At 42.5% G+C, this 16,662-nt stretch carries 12 protein-coding genes; all 12 read left to right on the top strand.

Going from position 1 to position 16,662, the window contains the following annotated elements:
- Positions 1-181 precede the first annotated feature (181 nt).
- The 12 genes from G4417_RS17735 (at position 182) to G4417_RS08505 (ending at position 16,659) form a co-directional block, all read left to right on the top strand.
- Complete coding sequence (locus G4417_RS17735; RefSeq protein WP_070102393.1) at positions 182-526, top strand: TnpV protein; 345 nt, start codon at positions 182-184, stop codon at positions 524-526.
- A complete protein-coding gene (locus G4417_RS08555) occupies positions 454-6,987 on the top strand; it encodes a DEAD/DEAH box helicase family protein (protein WP_243868957.1) in 6,534 nt (2,177 codons plus the stop codon). The genes G4417_RS17735 and G4417_RS08555 overlap by 73 nt, the downstream gene beginning before the upstream one ends.
- An 80-nt stretch (positions 6,988-7,067) precedes the next feature.
- Positions 7,068-9,827 carry a YodL domain-containing protein gene (locus G4417_RS08550; RefSeq protein WP_119233051.1) on the top strand — a complete coding sequence of 920 codons (2,760 nt, stop codon included), beginning with the start codon at positions 7,068-7,070 and terminating at the stop codon, positions 9,825-9,827.
- A gap of 27 nt (positions 9,828-9,854) precedes the next feature.
- Positions 9,855-10,061, top strand: a complete 207-nt coding sequence (locus tag G4417_RS08545; protein ID WP_024728263.1) for a PIN domain-containing protein — start codon at positions 9,855-9,857, stop codon at positions 10,059-10,061.
- A 284-nt stretch (positions 10,062-10,345) separates the two neighbouring features.
- Entirely contained in the window at positions 10,346-10,585 is a 240-nt protein-coding gene (locus tag G4417_RS08540; RefSeq protein ID WP_008688092.1) for a helix-turn-helix domain-containing protein, read from the top strand.
- An 88-nt stretch (positions 10,586-10,673) separates the two neighbouring features.
- Positions 10,674-11,411 (top strand): LytR/AlgR family response regulator transcription factor, encoded by a 738-nt coding sequence (locus G4417_RS08535; protein WP_008688094.1) that lies wholly within the window; start codon positions 10,674-10,676, stop codon positions 11,409-11,411.
- Between the two features lie 50 nt (positions 11,412-11,461).
- The gene (locus G4417_RS08530) at positions 11,462-12,703 is read left to right on the top strand and encodes a sensor histidine kinase (protein WP_227233615.1); all 1,242 of its coding nucleotides are present in this window, start codon (positions 11,462-11,464) and stop codon (positions 12,701-12,703) included.
- Between the two features lie 101 nt (positions 12,704-12,804).
- On the top strand, positions 12,805-12,963 hold the full coding sequence (locus tag G4417_RS08525) for a cyclic lactone autoinducer peptide (RefSeq protein WP_005344225.1): 159 nt from the start codon (positions 12,805-12,807) through the stop codon (positions 12,961-12,963).
- Positions 12,963-13,562 carry an accessory gene regulator ArgB-like protein gene (locus G4417_RS08520; protein ID WP_138344128.1) on the top strand — a complete coding sequence of 200 codons (600 nt, stop codon included), beginning with the start codon at positions 12,963-12,965 and terminating at the stop codon, positions 13,560-13,562. The genes G4417_RS08525 and G4417_RS08520 overlap by 1 nt, the downstream gene beginning before the upstream one ends.
- An 89-nt stretch (positions 13,563-13,651) precedes the next feature.
- Positions 13,652-14,371: a thioesterase II family protein gene (locus tag G4417_RS08515; protein ID WP_179961961.1), complete on the top strand. Its 720-nt coding sequence runs from the start codon at positions 13,652-13,654 to the stop codon at positions 14,369-14,371.
- Positions 14,372-14,381: 10 nt separating this feature from the next.
- Positions 14,382-15,068: a 4'-phosphopantetheinyl transferase family protein gene (locus G4417_RS08510; protein WP_117457266.1), complete on the top strand. Its 687-nt coding sequence runs from the start codon at positions 14,382-14,384 to the stop codon at positions 15,066-15,068.
- A 1-nt stretch (position 15,069) separates the two neighbouring features.
- Positions 15,070-16,659: a (2,3-dihydroxybenzoyl)adenylate synthase gene (locus tag G4417_RS08505; RefSeq protein ID WP_117576640.1), complete on the top strand. Its 1,590-nt coding sequence runs from the start codon at positions 15,070-15,072 to the stop codon at positions 16,657-16,659.
- Positions 16,660-16,662: the final 3 nt, after the last annotated feature.

The raw sequence follows: 16,662 nt of genomic DNA, 5'->3' as shown, positions 1-16,662 counted from the left end.
AACGAGATCAGCAGACCAGTTCTGATGCAGATTGGACGATATGTTCTGAATGATCTGGAAAATGACCTGAAAACGGTTGCAAAAGAAAAAGAAGTAGCTTATAATGAATTTAACACGTTAATTCGCGAAAGCAATACAGATAACACAGAAGATAGAGAAGAAAAAAAGGAGGAAACAGACTATGAGAGAGATCAGTTACAGCCAGAACGGAGAGTATCAGATTCCAGATATCAGCCTGGAAGAGACGAGAGGAACCATCGGCAAGTACGGAATGATGCGGAAAGAGTATCTGAGAAATCACAAGGTAGCCAGGTTCAACATTCTGACACTGCAGAACCGTCTGGACAGTCATCTGATGGAGATCGACAGCCAGGCAAGACAGAGAGTAGACGACCTGATGAACGAACTTCTGGAGAAAGATCCGGCACCGGACAAAATGGCAGACGGGATGGCATGGACCAGACACATGAACCAGATCAAGGCACAGGCAGAGGAGCTGGTGATTCAGGAGATTATTTACAGTTAAGTCTGTTCCCAACAGAAGAGGAACAGTTAGGAGAAATAAGGAAAGCGGCAGCTGCATTGGAACAGCCAGCCGCTTTTCTTATTTCCGATGAAGTGGTAAATGATATTCTCCGCACGGGAAGCGGACAGAAAAATACACTGTTTCATATTACAGCAAGACTGATTGAAGGTCTGGATAATGAAGAAATGCGGAGTTTTCTGAAAGATGAATATGGAACTGGTGGCAAAGGATTTACCATAGATGGTCAGAAAATCAGTATCTGGTATGACAATGATGGTATCCGTATCCGGCGAGGGGACTCTGCCAGAAGAAACTTTGACCGCATGGTTACGTGGGAAGAAGCAGCGAACAGAATTCGGGATATGTATGAGGATGGAAATTACGTGGATAATTTGATTTCCAATAATGCCATTGAACAGGAGCAGGAAGAAATGACCAATCTTCTTGCACTTCATTTTCGGGATACTTGCAGAAACTGGGAAAAGAAACAATCATATTCAGACTGGCAGGATGTAGTGAGTGGAGCATGGACAGATCAAGAGGAAGCAGATGCGATTGTCTATCGTTTTGAATGGCTGCAGAAATATATGGATGAGAATCCGGGAGATTATTACCGCTGGGAGATTCAGCATAATCCGGAATATTTCCAACGCTTTCAGGATCTTCAGAGGGAGCGTTCCTGGGTAGACCAGAAATTTACGGTCGAACGTCCGGCACTATCCTTTATCACACAGGATGAAATTGATGCAGTGTTAAGAAGAGGCGGTATTACTGCCGGAGGACGTAACCGAATCTATGAGTATTTCATGGAGCACCATGATATGAAAGATGCAGCTGAGTTCCTGAAAAATGAATATGGAACAGGTGGTTCTTCACCCGGAATACCAGGAGCAGATGCTTCCGACGCATCCCATGATGCAAAAGGATTAAAACTTGCAAAAGGGAAAATTGGCAGTCCAGAGGTAGAAGTTTTATTAAAGTGGAACAAGGTTGCAGAACGTGTTCGCCAGTTAATCCGCACAGATGATTATTTGTCACCGGAAGAAATGGAAAAGTACGAAGAACGACAGGAAGCACAAAGACTGGCAGATTTGGAAGAAGCACAGCAGATGTTAGGAGAACAGCTGGAGCAGGATACTTTGACAGCGGAAGATATAACTGATTTGCGATTAGTTGATTCAGAATATATGTCTGGTACCAGAACAAAAATCCACGATTTTGATTGCAAAGTTAAGGGAGAAGCGAATCGACTTCAATACACATTAGAATATCATGATGATGGAGAAGGTTTCACGATTCATACGGAAAAAGATGATATTTGGAATCGAATGTCAACACAAGAATTGGAACGTCTGGATGTAAAACTCGGACAAGAAGTACTTTATTATCATTATCACAACAAAACTGTAAATGCGGATACTTTAGATGAATTACGGGAAATCAGGGAAGAAATTATGGAGGAAGAGTCCTTGTATTTTACTGCTATTTCTCAACGTGTGTGGACAGATTATGATAAAAAAGAAAAAGAATTATCTGGAGAAGTTGAGGTATCGGAAGAAAAAGAATCTTTGGAAGAGATTAACGGAATATCAGAAACGATTCCAGCAACGAACTTCCGCATCACAGATGATGAGCTTGGACAGGGTACAGCAAAAGAAAAGTTCCGTGCCAATATCATGGCTATCCAGTTGTTAAAGAAATGTGAGGATGAGAATCGCAATGCAACACCGGAAGAACAGGAAATCTTATCCAGGTACGTTGGCTGGGGAGGTCTTGCAGATGCATTTGATGAGACAAAATCTGCATGGGAGACAGAATATCTGGAATTAAAGACCGTCCTTACACCGGAAGAATATGCTGCAGCCAGAGCTTCCACATTAAATGCTCATTATACACAGCCGATTGTGATTGAAAGTATGTATCAGGTGTTGGAGAATCTGGGATTTACAAAGGGAAATATCCTGGAGCCATCTATGGGAGTCGGGAACTTCTTTGGAAAGCTTCCAGAGAATCTAAACCAGTCCAAACTCTATGGAGTGGAACTGGACAGCATCAGTGGCAGAATTGCTAAACTTCTCTATCCAGATGCCAATATCCAGATCAAAGGCTTTGAGAAGACGGATTATCCCAATGATTTCTTTGACGTGGCAATCGGAAATGTGCCATTCGGTGCATATAAGGTCAATGACCGTCAGTATGACCGCTACAATTTTATGATTCATGATTACTTTCTTGCCAAGACTATAGATCAGTTACGTCCAGGTGGTGTAGCTGCGTTGATCACAACAAAGGGAACTATGGACAAGGCATCACCGGAAGTCCGGAAATATTTGGCAGAGCGTGCAGACTTGCTGGGGGCAATCCGACTGCCGAACACAGCTTTTAAGGCAAATGCAGGAACAGAAGTCAGTGCTGATATTTTGTTTTTCCAGAAGCGTGAGAGTTTCACAAAAGAGATGCCAGACTGGGTGAATTTGGAGAGTGATGCAAATGGGATTACCATTAACAAGTATTTTGTTCAGCATCCGGGATTGATTCTTGGTGAGATGAAAGAAGTGTCCGGTCCGTATGGTATGGAAACAACCTGTGCTCCAATGGAAGGAGCTGATCTGGAATTACAGTTACAAGAAGCTGTAAAACACATCAAGGGAAGCATGGTAGCGGCAGTAGATATAGAGGCAGAACTGGATGAGATGCCAGAGAGTATTCCGGCAGATCCGAATGTTCGAAATTACAGCTATACGGTGGTAGATGATCAGGTATATTACCGTGTCAATTCTTTGATGAATCAGGTGAAAATGCCTGCAGCCACTGCAGAACGTGTAAAAGGCATGGTTGCAATCCGTGATACCGTTCGTGAACTGATCGCCATGCAGATGGAAGAATTTGTCACAGACGAAGAAATCCAGAAACAGCAGAAAAAACTGAATCAGGTGTATGATACCTACACAGCAAAGTATGGAGTTATTGGAAGTAATGCTAACAAACGTGCATTTTCTGATGACTCTTCTTATTGTCTGCTGTGTTCCCTGGAAGACTTGAATGAAGATGGAACATTGAAGCGGAAAGCGGACATGTTTACCAAACGAACCATTAAAAAGGCGGTCGCTGTGACAAGTGTGGAGACAGCCACAGAAGCACTTGCTTTGTCCCTAAATGAAAAGGCTAAAGTAGATCTCCCATATATGGCACAGTTGACCGGAAAGACCGAAGAGAAAATCACAGAAGAGCTGGTTGGAGTTATCTTCAAAAATCCACTGACAGACCAGTGGGAAAGTGGAGATGAATATCTGTCCGGAAATGTTAGGGATAAATTAAATACAGCGAGAACTTTTGCAGAGAATCATCCAGAATTCACACCGAATGTCCGTGCATTGGAGGCAGTTCAGCCGAGAGATCTGGAAGCATCGGAGATTGAAGTGCGTATTGGAGCCACCTGGATTGAACCTTCGGATTATCAGGAGTTTATGGTGGAACTGCTTCATACGCCGAGGTATCTTGCGCAGAAGGAAATACAGGTAAAATTCTCTGAGATAAATGGTGAGTGGAGGATTACAGGAAAGAACGCCGACAGTCCAAGAAATGCGTTTGCCTATGCAACGTATGGAACGGAGAGAGCAAATGCCTACCGGATTCTGGAAGATACCTTGAATCTAAAAGATGTTAGAATCTATGATAAAGTCGTAAATGACAATGGGGATGAAGTGCGAGTTTTGAATAAAAAAGAAACTATGTTGGCATCACAAAAGCAGGATGCTTTGAAGGCTGCATTCCAAGATTGGATTTTTAAGGATCAGCAGAGGAGAGAAAGACTGGTAAGCGTGTACAATGAACGTTTTAATAGTATCCGTCCCCGTGAATACGATGGAAGTCATCTGACTTTCCCAGGAATGAATCCGGAAATAGAACTTCGACCGCATCAGAAAAATGCAGTCGCACATCAGCTATACGGTGATAATGTGCTTCTGGCACATGTAGTAGGAGCTGGGAAGACTTACGAAATGGTAGCGGCGGCAATGGAGAGCAAACGTCTGGGATTATCTCAGAAAAACCTCTTTGTAGTTCCAAACCATTTGACGGAGCAGTGGGGAGCAGAATTCCTGCAGTTATATCCAGGGGCGAACATTCTGGTAGCAACGAAAAAGGATTTTGAACCGGCAAATCGAAAGAAGTTCTGTGCCAGAATCGCTATGGGAAATTACGATGCTGTTATTATTGGTCATTCCCAGTTTGAGCGTATTCCAATCTCTGATGAGAAACAGGAAGCCATGCTTCAGAGGCAGATTGATGATCTGGAAATGGCAATCCAGAGTGCAAGGTATGAACAGGATGGTGGACGTTATACCGTCAAACAGATTGAAAAGACAAGAAAAACATTGCAGACAAGGCTGGAGAAACTGAATCAGAAAGAGAAAAAAGATCAGGTAGTTACGTTTGAAGAACTGGGAGTGGATCATTTATATGTAGATGAAGCACACAGTTATAAAAACGCATTTCTTTATACAAAAATGAGAAATGTAGCCGGGATTGCACAGAATGAAGCACAGAAGTCGGCGGATATGTTTAATAAATGTCAGTATCTGGATGAGATTACCGGAGGAAAAGGCATTACCTTTGCTACGGGCACACCGATTAGCAACAGCATGACGGAATTGTATGTTATGCAGAGGTATCTGCAGAACAGCAAATTACAAAATATGGGACTTGGACTGTTTGATTCCTGGGCCTCCACCTTTGGCGAGGTAGTCACGAGCATTGAGCTTGCACCAGAAGGAACAGGCTACCGTGCAAAGTCAAGATTTGCAAGATTTTATAATATTCCGGAACTGATGAATATGTTTAAGGAGATTGCAGATATCAAGACTTCCGATCAGTTAAAGCTTCCTGTGCCAGAGGCGGAATATGAAACAGTGGTGCTGAAACCAACGGAACAGCAGAAAGAAATCGTAGAAAGTCTGGGGGAACGTGCAGAAGTTGTCAGAAACGGAGGGGTAGATGCTTCGGTTGATAATATGCTGAAAATTACCAATGATGGAAGAAAATTGGCATTGGATCAGCGTTTGGTGAACGAATTATTGCCAGATAATCCAGAAAGCAAAATATCAGTCTGTGCAGAGAAAAGTTATGAGATCTGGAAAGACACGGCAGCACAGAAATCTGCACAATTGATTTTCTGTGACTTGAGCACACCGAAAGGTGATGGCAGTTTCAATGTTTATGATGACTTGAAGCAGAAACTGATAGCGAAAGGTGTACCGGAAAAAGAGATTGCTTTTATTCATGATGCAAATACAGAAGCAAAGAAGACGGAGCTGTTTGGAAAAGTGAAATCCGGGCAGGTTCGTTTTTTGATTGGCTCAACAGCAAAGATGGGTGCCGGGACCAACGTGCAGGACCGTCTGATTGCGTTGCACCATCTGGATATTGGCTGGAAACCATCTGATTTGGAACAGAGGGAAGGGCGTATTATCCGTCAGGGAAATCATAATAAAAAGGTTCATATCTTCCGGTATGTAACTGAATCCACATTTGACAGCTACATGTGGCAGTTGATTGAGAACAAGCAGAAATTCATTTCTCAGATTATGACCAGCAAAGCACCTGTGCGAAGCTGTGAGGATGTGGACGAAGCGGCACTTTCCTATGCAGAGGTCAAAGCTCTTGCAACCGGAAATCCAGCAGTAAAAGAGAAGATGGCATTGGATGTTGATGTGGCAAAATTAAAACTTTTAAAAGCCAACCACATGAATAACCAGTACCGCCTGGAAGATGATATTGCAAGGAATTTTCCACAACAGATTGCAAAACTGACAGAAATCATTGACAGCTACAAGGCAGACATCGCTCATTACTCAGAGCATAAAATCACAGATCCAGAGCAGTTTACTATGGAGATTGGCGGCAAAGAGTTCACAGAAAAGAAAGAGGCAGGAGCAGCACTTCTGGCGGTATGTAAAGATATTAAAGCTGTAGATGCTGCGATGGATATCGGAAACTATCAGGGATTCAATATGAGGATTCAGTTTGATGGATGGAGTAAAGAATTTATTCTATCTGTCAAACATGAGGCTGTCTCGAAAGTTCATCTTGGAGCAGATGCACTTGGAAATATTACTCGTATCAACAATCTGTTGGACAGTTATCCAGAGAAGCTTTCAGAAGCACAACAAAGACTGGAAACAGTATATGAACAGCTTGCAAATGCAAAAGAAGAGGTTGGAAAGCCATTTCCAAAAGAAGAGGAGTTGAACCAGAAACTGGAGCGACTGTCAGAATTAAATGCATTGCTCAATATGGATGAACGGGAAGATGCAGAAACAGAGGTGTCTGAATCAGATGAGAAAGAAGAAAGACCGACACGTGGTTCTATCCATGAAAAACTGCAGATTTATAAAGAAAAGAGTCAGCGGGAAAGTGAAACTGGCAAGGAAAACAGAAAACGGGACTTCGGTCTGGAATAAATAAACAGGAAAGATGGCATAATTTGGTAGAAGAAGGTTCTGCCTGTTATGCCATTTTTTAGAACACAGGAGGAATTTGAATGGCGAGAAATATGATAACAGGAAAAGAAACGCAGAAAATGCAGGAATATACGCAGGAACGGATTGCTCAGGCAGAGCGTAGAGATATAGAATTTTCAACAGATGTAAAAGAACAGATTTTTGAATATGCGAATCTGATCGGCGAGGAAGAGAAAGTTAGGAATTTGGTAAGAAATCTGGCAGATGCAGTGAGTCAGGCAGATCAAGAAGGTGTAGAGGATTTGCTGGATGACGCAAGAATGGATATTCAAGAACTGCTGGATCCAACCATAGGTAAGCTGGAATTACGTGACTATGGATATACAGCAGAAGATATGGTGCCACTTAGAAAAGAAGCAGCCTTGGATTATCACAGAATGGGTTCTAAGATTTATTGCCTTGGAAGTGATGGCAGTAAAGGTGAATATGCGAGTAAAGAAATGATACAGGCACACGACGGTTTGTTTGGAATGGAATTGCAGATGTGGGAACGGATAAAGGATAACAACCTAGATTATGCAGAAGAAAATTTAGGAGCATTTCAGGAGCCTATGAGTGTCATTGAGCAGGAAGAAGCACTGAAATTATACGATGCAGGAGCAGATATCTATCTGATCACTAATTTTTCATCACCGATGTATGTCACAGAACGTATGGAAATTGAACGAGGACCAGAGCATTATCAGATGTCTATGACAGAACTGGAGCGTTTCCGTAACCTGGAATGGGAAATGCAGAAATATCCACAGATTCAGTCATTGAAAGAAGCAAACCTGTTGTTAGGAACAAGAAGGGTATTTGGTATTTATCAGATCCGGGATGATTCACCGGGCGAAAACTATGCTTTTATGAATATGAGTTTTATTGAAAGTCATGGTATGAAGATAAAAAAAGAAGATTACAAGCTGGTCTATGTTGGTGAATTATCAGGAAATATGTCACTGGATGATATTTTTGAAAGGTTCAACATTGATAGACCGGAAGATTTCCGTGGGCATTCCCTGTCTGTCAGTGATATCGTAGTTCTGAATGACGGGGAAAAAGTAACTGCTCATTTTGTAGACAGTATCAGTTTTGAACAGCTAGATTCTTTCCTGAATCTGGAAGAACAGGTCCTTAGTGAACTGGCATATGAGGTAGGAGAACGTTACTTTGCTATTCAGAGAACAGAAGAAGGATATGATTATTCCTTTTACGATGAAGATTTCCGCTTGATGGATGGTGGCGTTTATGAGAATGATGAAATTTCTATTGAAGAAGCGGCGGAGGAACTTTTGGAAGACGAAGGCTGGACTGGAGAACGCATCCGTGGAGATTATGATCGGTTGATGGAGAAAGTAGAAGAAATGGATGAAGTTGTAATGGCAGAGATTCAGAAAAGCCAGGGCGAATATAAGCCATTGGCAAAGGTGGAGGAACTGGAAGAGGCCAATTATAACATGATTGATAATGTACTCAATAATATGCCGCCTAAGAAAGAAGCTTATCTGGAATATTATGCTGCAGAATGTGATGAAATTCATGATATGGGAGCTTATGAGAAAAGCACAGATGTGAAAGAAATCGCAGCAATCTATGAGAAGTACAGAGAAGATCCGGAAAACGCTTATAAAGGCAGTGGAATGGGGATTATTTATCGTGATCCGGAGGATAGCTTGTTTGATGAAACAGAACTGTTAATTGTAATGGGAACAACGATACACGGCGACTTCTTGGATAATGTGCGGTTTTTAAAAGATCAGCCGGTGGTGCGTGAAGGTTTGGAGAAGATTCATAAAGCATTGCCTGATTATAAATATATCCCGATTCAGGATGTGCGTGAGGCAATGTATCCGAAAAAAATGACAACAGAAGAACTGGCAGCAGCATTGGATGAGATTGCGGAAGACTTCGATCCGTATGACTATCGGGACCATGTAGAGCCAGGGCAGGATACCATACAGGAAGTCATGCTGGATCTGCAAAGTGGAAATGTTGGTTCTTATATTTCCTTTCTGAAGGATGTGATTGAAGAAGACTGTGAGCAGTCCGTGTGGGCAGGTGTTTTGCTGGAACGGCTGAAATCCTACGAACCAGATATATCCAAAGAAACAGAGCCGATGGTGTATGTGAATTACTGTGAAAAGCGAGAGCTGATGGAACCACGCTGTCAGAAGCTCTCAGATCTGGATTCCCGTACTGCACAGAAGGATAAGGAATGGTACGCAGACCGTAATCCGAGGACGGATGAGCCGATGGTAACAGCCCAGATGTTTTTTACTATATATTATGCGGAAAAAGGCGATAAAATGATGCAACATTTCAAAGGGAAAATAGATATTGGAACAGGAAATGGCGGTATTTTAAGTCAGCTGAAACTCCAAAATGAACTGAAACTTACGGATGAAAGCTGGATTGGTTATCTGAAAAACAAGGGAAATGAAGAGTTTCAGAAGTGTATGGAAGATCTGACCGATATGCAGAACCATGTGCTGCCATATTTGCAGAGCTTTTGCAGTCTGGAAGAAAAAAGTGTGCAGGAAAAGCAGGAACGGCAGGTTGCAGAAAAGCAGGACAGCAGAGTAGAAGCGTCAAGAGCAGCGAATGTGACAAAAGGGGATAATGACAAAGCTGTGAAAAAGGTAGTTTCGAGTATGCAAACAGAAAAGAATAAAGCAACTACGAAGGCAAAGAAGCCATCTATTCATGAACGACTGGAAATCAATAAGAGAAAAATCCAAGAAAAGCAGGGAAAAGATGAGCTGGAGAGAGGAGCTGATCGGGATGTAAGAACGGTATAAATTTATAGAAAGGCACTTGGCTCCGTTTTGGACATAGCAAAAGTGCTGACAGTGACGAACGAAGATGTGCTGCCTGCTTATTTGCAGAGAGTATCTGATTTTGAAGACTGCCTACTTGCAACTTGTACGAAGGAGAATCAGTGTGATGCGATTGTGACAAGGAATAAAAAGGATTTTCTTTCCTTTTGGATTACACTGCTTTCTCCGGAAGAACTGCTGAATATTTATTCGTAAAAATATGTTTTTACAATCGGCAGCAGAAGGAAAGTTGAATGATAACTCCGATCCAGCATACTGCAAAATATAAAAATTTTATAACAAAGTGGAAAACCCTGCGTAGGATCAGAAATGTTCTCACAGGGTTTCATGTATCTAATAAAATATAGAAATTTAGCGGATTTCTGCTAGAATAAGAAAAACTGTTAAAAAAATATCGTGCATAGATCAAAAAGACTATATATGGGCGACCTTTTAAAGCCGATTTATATAAAATAGAAGAAAAAAAGGTGGTCGATACCGTGGATATAAAAACAGCGGTCATATATCGGTTAAACGATCTGATTAAGCAGAAAGATATCACAGTGAATGAAGCGGCGGTGCGCTCAGGCGTCCCGCCTTCAACACTGAAAAATATTTTGTATGGACAAAGCAGGAATGCTGGCGTAGTTACAATTAAAAAGATATGCGATGGATTGGATATTACAATACAGGAATTTTTTGAAGATCCCATCTTTGCAGATTTGGAACCGGAGTTATAGGAACAGGCAAATAATCTTAGGATTCAGATTCTGCAAGATGGTTTTTTTATGGGAAAGGGTTAGAAGAAACTAACACTGGAGGATGAATATGTGTAAAATAGCAATTTGCGACGATGATAAAGAATACAGGGAGAAAATAAAGACGGTCATAGAAACGGAAGGGATTCTGTCTTCGAATGAGATACGGTTTTATGAATATGAATCAGGAAAAGAATTATTGGAAGATGCGGATATTTTGCATGATCTGATTTTTATGGATATGCGTATGCCTGGATTGGATGGAAATAAAACAGTACTGAAGCTGAGGGAATATAATGAAGCAGCGATATTGGTGTTCTGCTCCGGCTGTTTTGAACCGACTCCTGACAGCATTAATGTTGGACAACCGTTCCGGTACATCATGAAGGATCTGCATGACAGAAGTCTGAAAAAGGAAATACCTATGATTTTATTAAAAGTGAAATTGTGCTGTGGAGATTCTTCCGTGACAGTTACATCGGCGGGAAGGATAATGCGCATCCATACGGAAGACATTTTATATATCTGTCTGGCGAAAAGGGGCTGTACGATATACATTGCCAGACAGGGAAAGATAGAAGAGATGCATTGCAAGGAATCTTTAAGTGATCTGTATGAGTGTCTGGCCGGAAGGGGATTTGAGTATGCACACAACAGCTATATTGTGAATTTGGCAAAAGTGGAAGGATTGGAAAAGAACGTTGCGTTGCTGCCGTTTGGAATCCAGTTGAATGTTTCGAGGTCGAGAAAAGGACAGTTTGCCGACGCACTGATAACATTTCTTGGGGAAAGGAACGGCATGGTATGATAATAAGAGATTATTTGATTTGTCTTCTTCAGATGTATCTGTTGGAGGACTTGGAAAAGAACATACTCCCATACAGAAGAGAAAGATTCTGGGAAAAATTTCTCGTATATTGTATCGCAGCACTGGCAATGTTCGGAACCAACCGCCTGGAATCCTCAATACTTAATATGGTAATGATTCCGGTAATCTATATGATTGCGTCTATGGTTGTGTTCCGGGGAAATATATGGAAGAAGCTGGTTACGGTATGCTGCTATTATGTGCTGGCAATTATTCCCGAATTTCTCTTTGCGGCACTTACGAATGCATATGGCGTGACTGGTGCGTCCGAGGGCTTCAGGACTGAAACAGAAAAGACATTAGCACTCCTGCTGATGAGTACCATGACATTTCTGTTTATTAAATGCATTAATCAGGTAACAAGGAAAAGGGATTATCTGACGATTGAAAATAAAACATTTACAGTGCTGCTCATGCTGCCAACCGCAACGATCGTTATGTTAGGATGTATGTTTTATTCGCACACTTCTTTTGAAGGAATGAACAGGGTCATGGTTCCGGTAGGAGCTTCGCTTCTGTTAATGACGAATATCTTCATTTTCACAGTATTTGACAGGTTTGTAGAAAAATCAGAAGAAGTGAAGAAGATGGACCGGCTATACCAGAAAAGCAGGGCGGAGATTGCCAATCTGCAGTATATGAATAAGGTTAATGAGGATAACAGAGCATTCTTACACGATATAAATAAATTTATCTGTACAGTAGCCGGCTTGATAGAAGAAGGAGAGAATCAAGAGGTTAAGGACATCATGGAACATTTAGGCGTCCGGATTCAGAATCTTCAAAAAAGTGTATATTGTGAGCATCCGATCTTGAACAGCATCCTATGTGAAAGAAAATTTCTTGCAGAATCTAAGGATATATCCTATAGGATTACCCTGGGTAATGATCTCAGACTGGATTTTCTGGAAGAGTTGGATTTGATCTCGATCGTAGGGAATCTTTTGGATAACGCACTGGAAGCGGCAGAAAAGACAGAAGATGGCAGATATGTGGAATGCAGGATGTATATGGGAAATGCGGGGCATTTCCTTGTCATGGAATTTTGCAATGGGTATGTCGTCCCTCTGTTAAAGGACAAGGACAGGTACATAAGCACCAAAAGAGACGCGGACAGTCACGGGATCGGACTGCACACGGTTGGAAAACTGGTTAAAAAGTATGCGGGAATTATGCGAGTGGAGGCAGGAGAACGGGAGTTCTCTGTTAAGCTGATCTTTACAATCAAATAAGGACGTGCAAAAATCGCCCAAAAAGTTACCGTTTTTGCCACGGTAATTGAAAAGAGGGCGATTTTTGTGTAAACTTTCGGAAAAAAGGAGGCTTTGTAACTATGAAAAAAATAATCAGAAAAAACCTGGGAATCAAACTGCTTGGAGCTGTAAACTGTCTTGCACTCTGCTTGACGGCGTATACGGCAAATCTGGCGTGCAACTGGCTGTACTATCAGGAAGATGAGCCGGAAGAAGTTAAGAAAATGAGGAAATTCTAGTGTGGAAAAAAATGGCTGGCCGGCTTTTTGAACTACAAAGCAGGAATGGGATTCTTGAAGAGAAAGACCGCAGGCTGTATGAATATGCTTACGGCGTACTGCTGGGCAGGGTGGTAATATACCTTATCATCGTCATACTTGGCATCATAACGGGGAATTGGATGGAGATGATAGTCTTTTTATTGCCCTTTACTGTTTTAAGGCAGTATGCCGGAGGGATTCATTTGGAAAAGGCAGGGGGCTGCATGGCTGTTTCCGGTATCCTTGTCCTTCTATGCAGTCTGTATCTGGCGTCTGCTCCGGCTGTAATATGGCAAATGCGGATCATATGGTTTGTCGCAGTTGGCGTTATATTTATCATGGCGCCGGTAGATGCCAGCAGCAAGAAGTTGGATGCGAAAGAGAAAAAAGTTTATGGGATGCGCGCGAGGGTAATTTTAGTTATTGAATGCGCGATAGCAGGTGTTTTTTCTGTGATTGGATATTCCCTGATCGTAAACGGGATTATGGTAGCGCATATTGTTTTGGCGTCCGGTTTGATATTGGGATGGATCAAAAATTTTTTTGACAAAGAGTTAGATATAACTAATTACAGGTAGAAATAAGAAGTGATTGAGAAAAACATATTACAAAATGATGGTAAACAGAGAGAAAAAGAACATTATGCCAGAGGAATATAAAAGTGAATATGAAATTGATAAAAAATACGGAAAATATTAGTAAAGAGAAAATAACCTTGTTTTGTCTGCCATTTGCGGGAGGCGGTGCTTCTGCTTATAACCAGTGGGCGAAAAAGATGCAGGGGAAAGTAACGGTATGTCCAGTTCAGCTTCCGGGAAGGGAAGAACAGATCATGGAGAAACCGTATATAGATATGTCGGTTATGTTAGATGACCTGGAAGAGGCTGTAAGAAAGGTTGTGTACGGACCGTATGCCTTATGGGGACACAGTATGGGTGGGAAGATCTCTTATGAGCTGGAAAAACGGTTGGAGGCAGCGGGATATACTGCAAAATGTCTGTTTATTTCCGGCAGCCGGGTTCCTAGTATTCCGGAGCCAAATCCAATCTATCATCTTCCGGATGAAGCGTTTAAGAGGGAACTGGGAAGATTTGAAGGGACGCCAAAAGAGATACTAGAGAATCAGGAATTGTTGGATTTCTTTCTGCCTATGCTGCGGGCGGATTTTACCATGGATGAAACGTATTATGATAAAGCGGGAGTAGTGCTGCATACACCTATCTCTGCATTTGGCGGAGAAAAGGACGACGAAGCGGATGAGAGTGCGATCTTGGAATGGGGAAAGTATACGGACAATGATTTTAACTACCGGATATTTCCGGGAGGACATTTTTATCTGAGGGATTGTGAAGACGAAGTAATAAGTGAGGTCATGAGACTGCTTTAGAGAATGAAAAATGGAGATTAAACGATACGGAGAAAAGGAATTTCTGTCAGCAGACAAACTTTATATCCGTGAAAATGAGATACATATATGGTGTATCCGCTGGCCTGAAATGACAGATTTCTGGAAGAACCATGAATATATCCTGAGTGGGCAGGAATTGGAGCAAGCCGGAAGATTCCGTTTTCCTGAAGACAGGATGCGTTATATAGCCGGGAAGGTTGTCGTGCGGATCCTCTTAAAAAGATACTTAGATATGGAAACGATTGATTTTTCTGTCAATGAACTGGGTAAGCCTTATCATAAAAAGATTGCGGGAAAGCGGACAGTGGATTTTAACATTTCGCACTCGGGTGAATTCATACTGGCGGTATTCGCTGTCGGAATGGATATCGGAGTAGATGTGCAGGAGATGGCAGAGTGCCCGGACTATAGGGAGATAGCGGAAAATTTTTATACTGCAGAAGAAGCGGAAGATGTAAAAAATGAAGGACCGGATCTGTTTTTTCAGTACTGGGCGGCGAAAGAGGCATATGTAAAGGCGCTTGGAATTGGATTAGGAAGAGGAATGGATTTCTTCTCTGTCAGAAACGAGAAAATTGCAGAAAAAGATAAGAAAGATCAGGACTGGTTTCTGTATCCGGTCAGGATCAAAGGATATGCTGCGTATGTGGCGGCGCATAAGAAAGGAGACAGATAAAATGGGTTATAAGAAAGATATGAGCAAATATGAGAATCTGGAAGGCTGGGAGAGATGTGGATTTGGAGAACAGCTTGATAGGTGGGCGGAAAAATATGGAGAAAGAATTGCGGTCACGGACAGTGAAGACGAGATCAGTTATATGGAATTAAAGCAAAAAGCAGATTGTCTTGCGGCAGCTTTTCTGCGTAAAGGGATTTTAAAGGGAGACAAAGTGCTTGTGCAGCTTCCGAACAGGATTTCTTTTGTGATCGTGTTTTTTGCGCTTTCCAAGATTGGGGCGGTGCCAATCATGATGCTGCCGGCCCACAGGGAGGCGGAACTGGAAGGAATTATTGAACTGGCAAAGCCGGCCGCTTATATTGTGGTGGAGAAATATCTGGGATTTTCATATGTGCCGATGGCAAATGCGATGAAAGAGAAATATTCATGTATCCGGCATATATTTGTAGATAGCGAATCCGGGGATATCAGTGGAATGATTGCGGAAACGTATGGAGAAAATGGAGCATTTCCGGCTGTGGATGGGTATGAAACGGCGGTGCTTTTGCTGTCCGGCGGGACGACAGGGGTTCCGAAACTGATTCCGCGCACCCATACGGATTATATGTATAATGCCCGCATGTCCGCGAAGAGATGCCGTCTGGATAGCAGTGACGTTTATCTGGCGTCTCTTCCGGTAGCTCATAATTTCCCGTTATGCTGCCCGGGGCTTTTAGGCACGCTGGACGTGGGAGGAAAAGTTGTGCTTGCGTCTGCGACCAGCCCGGATGATATCCTTGACGCAATTACAGAGGAAGGTGTCACGATAACGGCATTGGTTCCTGCTATGGTTACTGTGTGCATGGAAATGCTGGAATGGGATGAAGATTATGATATATCCAGCCTGCGGATTTTGCAGGTGGGCGGCGCAATGCTGGAAGATTCCCTTGCGGATAAGATCATTGAAGAATGGCCGTGTAAACTGATGCAGGTATTTGGTACGGCGGAGGGGCTACTGTCCTTTACTAGCCCGGAGGATGAAGGTTCCCTGATCGCAAGATGCCAGGGAACTCCGGTGTCTCCTGCGGATGAAGTGAAGATTGTGGATGAAGAAGATAAGGCCGTACCGGAAGGAGTTTTTGGGGAATTATTATCCAGAGGCCCGTATACGATTGATGGTTATTATATGGCGGAGGAAGCGAATAAAAAGAGCTTTACGTCGGACGGATTTTACCGGACGGGCGATAAAGCTATGTGGACGAAAGACGGAAGGTTACGTTTGGGCGGGAGGATCAAAGAGCAGATTAACCGCGCCGGAGAAAAGATCATGCCTTCAGAGATTGAAGCTTATCTTTGCAGGCATTCGAAAATCAAAGAGGCAGCCGTTGTCGGCGTTACGGATGAAACCCTTGGAAACCGGATATGTGCATTCCTTGTGACCGATGATGAAGCCGGGATCGATTTGCAGGAAATACACAGGTTCCTGCGGGAAATAGGCGTTGCGGCGTATAAAATGCCGGATCAGATAGAACGGGTAGAGACATGGCCGCTGACCAGCGTAGGAAAAATAGATAAGAAAGCATTAGAACGTATGGCGCAGGAAAAATAGAAG

Origin of the sequence: Blautia wexlerae (assembly GCF_013300825.1) — a bacterium.
Taxonomy (GTDB): Bacteria; Bacillota; Clostridia; order Lachnospirales; family Lachnospiraceae; genus Blautia_A; species Blautia_A wexlerae_B.
The sequence above is the reverse complement of the archived record's forward strand: the minus strand, read 5'-3'. Positions and strand labels throughout refer to the sequence as shown.

Excerpts from the sequence above, each read along its gene's own strand:
- G4417_RS17735 (WP_070102393.1), top strand. The coding sequence starts at position 182 with ATGAGAGAGATCAGTTACAGCCAGAACGGAGAGTATCAGATTCCAGAT.
- G4417_RS08555 (WP_243868957.1), top strand. The coding sequence starts at position 454 with ATGGACCAGACACATGAACCAGATCAAGGCACAGGCAGAGGAGCTGGT.
- G4417_RS08550 (WP_119233051.1), top strand. The coding sequence starts at position 7,068 with ATGGCGAGAAATATGATAACAGGAAAAGAAACGCAGAAAATGCAGGAA.
- G4417_RS08535 (WP_008688094.1), top strand. The coding sequence starts at position 10,674 with ATGTGTAAAATAGCAATTTGCGACGATGATAAAGAATACAGGGAGAAA.
- G4417_RS08525 (WP_005344225.1), top strand. The coding sequence starts at position 12,805 with ATGAAAAAAATAATCAGAAAAAACCTGGGAATCAAACTGCTTGGAGCT.
- G4417_RS08515 (WP_179961961.1), top strand. The coding sequence starts at position 13,652 with ATGAAATTGATAAAAAATACGGAAAATATTAGTAAAGAGAAAATAACC.
- G4417_RS08510 (WP_117457266.1), top strand. The coding sequence starts at position 14,382 with ATGGAGATTAAACGATACGGAGAAAAGGAATTTCTGTCAGCAGACAAA.
- G4417_RS08505 (WP_117576640.1), top strand. The coding sequence starts at position 15,070 with ATGGGTTATAAGAAAGATATGAGCAAATATGAGAATCTGGAAGGCTGG.